This window comes from Microbacterium sp. (assembly GCF_035277845.1).
In the GTDB taxonomy this organism is placed as follows: Bacteria; Actinomycetota; Actinomycetes; order Actinomycetales; family Microbacteriaceae; genus Microbacterium.
The window spans coordinates 1-3088 of sequence record NZ_DATEJS010000103.1 but is presented as its reverse complement, the minus strand read 5'-3'; the positions used below and the strand labels follow the sequence as shown (position 1 = coordinate 3088).

Below are 3088 nucleotides of genomic sequence, written 5' to 3'. Positions count from 1 at the left end.
AGCCATTACGCGATCCCACCTACGTTGTGAACTAACCAATCTGCGAGTTGTAAAGCCGCGCATGGGGCGGCCTCATCACGGCCAGCGTACCTGTGTATGCGGCCTGAACCGAGGATAGCCACACCCTCCGACATCGGCCCTGCAGTGACTCTCGCAGGTGCAGTTGGCTCCAGAATGAGTTCGAGTGCCGCGATTGGACGACGATTAGAGCCTGTCAGCGGTGTGCGCGGACTACCGCGGGGTCTTCGCCGAACACCTTGTTCAACGCGAAGCGTAGTTCCGTCGCGATTGCATAGTCGATTTGCACCGTCTGGCTCACCTTTGGACGCGAGGCGCGGGCATCAGACCCATACGTCGAGAGCTGCAACAGTGGACCCTCAGATGTCAGGACCTCGGACCACGTCGCGTCGACCTCGGTCGGGTGGCTGGAATGGGCGGCTACGATCCGCTCAAGTTTCCTAATCCTCGCCATCGTTTCCCCAAACGTTGAGCAATCTGATACAACCTCGCCGCAACCAGCCTACCGACTCCATGCCTCGCTGGTTCGTGTGAGACCGTCCGGACACCACGGCCCTTGACTCTTCGATGCCCAAGGCCGCAACTCAACTCCCCGGTAGACTTACCCCTGTCCGGCATCCCCACCCCGCAGCATCCCGCGGGGCCATCCTCTGGAGCCCGCGTGACCATCACCGTCTCTGACACCGTCTCCCACGCCGCCGCAACGCCTGAGCGCGAGCAGCCCTACGCAGCCCTCGGTCTCAAGCCCGACGAGTACGAGCAGATCAAGACGATCCTCGGCCGGCGGCCCACCAGCGCCGAGCTGGCCATGTACTCGGTGATGTGGTCGGAGCACTGCTCGTACAAGAGCTCCAAGATCTACCTGCGCCGCTTCGGCGACAAGGTCACGCCCGAGATGCGCAAGAACCTCATGGTCGGCATGGGTCAGAACGCCGGCGTCGTCGACATCGGCGAGGGCTGGGCGGTCACCTTCAAGGTCGAGTCCCACAACCACCCCTCTTACATCGAGCCGTTCCAGGGCGCCGCGACCGGCGTCGGCGGCATCGTGCGCGACATCATCTCGATGGGCGCCCGCCCGGTCGCGGTGATGGACCAGCTGCGCTTCGGCGCCATCGACAACCCCGACACGGCGCGCGTGGTGCACGGCGTGGTCGGCGGCATCTCGTTCTACGGCAACTGCCTGGGCCTGCCGAACATCGGCGGCGAGACCGTGTTCGACGCGGTCTACCAGGGCAACCCGCTCGTCAACGCCCTCGCGGTGGGCGTGCTGCGCCACGAAGACCTGAAGCTCGCCAACGCGTCCGGCACCGGCAACAAGGTGGTGCTGTTCGGCGCCCGCACCGGCGGCGACGGCATCGGCGGGGCATCCATCCTGGCATCCGACTCGTTCGACGACGGCGGCCCCACCAAGCGCCCCGCGGTGCAGGTGGGTGACCCGTTCGCCGAGAAGGTGCTCATCGAGTGCTGCCTCGAGCTGTACAAGGGCGAACTGGTCGAGGCCATCCAGGACCTCGGCGCCGCCGGCATCTCGTGCGCCACCAGTGAGCTGGCCGCCAACGGCGGATCGGGCATGCGCGTCGACCTCGAGAACGTGCTGCTGCGCGACCCCACCCTCACGCCCGAAGAGATCCTGATGAGCGAGTCTCAGGAGCGCATGATGGCGATCGTCGCGCCCGAGAAGCTCGATGCCTTCCTCGAGGTCGTCGGCAAGTGGGACGTCGAGACGAGCGTCCTCGGCGAGGTCACCGGCGACGGACGCCTGCAGATCTTCTGGCACGGCGAGCAGATCGTCGACGTCGACCCGTCCACGGTCGCGGTCGACGGCCCCGTCTACGAGCGCCCGGTCGCCTACCCCACCTGGATCGACGCGCTGCGGGATGACTCGGCATCCGCCCTGCCCCGTCCCGCCGACGGCGACACCCTGCGCTCGCAGTTCACGCAGCTGGTCGCGAGCCCCAACCTCGCCGACCCTGCCTGGATCACCAACCAGTACGACTACTACGTGCAGGGCAACACGGCCCTGTCGTTCCCGGATGACGCCGGCATGATCCGCGTCGACGAGGCATCCGGACTCGGCTTCGCCATCGCCACCGACGCGAACGGCCGCTACTGCCAGCTCGACCCGTACCAGGGCGCCCAGCTCGCCCTCGCCGAGGCGTTCCGCAACGTCGCCGTCACCGGCGCCACCCCGATGGCGGTCACCGACTGCCTCAACTTCGGCTCCCCCGAGAACCCCGAGGTCATGTGGCAGTTCGGCCAGGCGGTCGACGGTCTCGCGGACGGATGCCTCGAACTCGGCATCCCGGTCACCGGCGGCAACGTCAGCTTCTACAACCAGACCGGCGACACCCCCATCCACCCCACCCCGGTCGTGGGCGTCATGGGCGTGATCGACGACGTCGCCCGCCGCATCCCGTCGGGCTGGCAGGATGCCGGCGAGAACATCTACCTGCTCGGCGTCACCGCCACCGAGTTGTCGGGTTCGGCATGGGCGGCCACCGTGCACGGCCACCTCGGCGGACGTCCGCCGGCCGTCGACCTGGGCGCCGAGAAGCGCCTCGCGGAACTGCTGCGTGCGGCATCCGACCAGGGACTCGTCTCGTCGGCGCACGACCTCAGCGAGGGCGGGCTCGCCCAGTCGCTCGCCGACGCGGTGCTGCGCTTCGGTGTCGGCGCCCGCGTGTGGCTGTCGGAGCTCATCGAGCGCGACGGGGTGGATGCCGCATCCGCGCTGTTCTCGGAGTCCACCGGCCGCGTGATCGTGACCGTGCCCCGCGAAGAGGACGTCAAGTTCAAGGGCCTGTGCGAGGGCCGCGGCTACCCGGTGCTGCGCATCGGCGTGACCGACGGCGGCGCGTCCGGCGCCGCCGAGCTCGAGATCACCGACCTGTTCACGGTGCCCGTCAGCGAGCTGCGCGCCGCCTCGACCGGGACCCTGCCGGCCGCCTTCGGACCGACGGTCACCGAGCCCGGGGTCTGACGTGCCGAGCGACGACGACGAGTACGCCGCCCTGCGTCAGCGCCGCATCAAAATGGTGGCGTGGGTCGTGATCGTGGCCCTCATCGTCGC

The 3088-nt window shown here is 68.1% G+C and carries 1 protein-coding gene; it reads left to right on the top strand.

The features are described 5' to 3' along the window. Positions 1–679: 679 nt before the first annotated feature. Positions 680–2998: a phosphoribosylformylglycinamidine synthase subunit PurL gene (purL, locus tag VJR25_RS04450; protein WP_324112940.1), complete on the top strand. Its 2319-nt coding sequence runs from the start codon at positions 680–682 to the stop codon at positions 2996–2998. Positions 2999–3088: the final 90 nt, after the last annotated feature.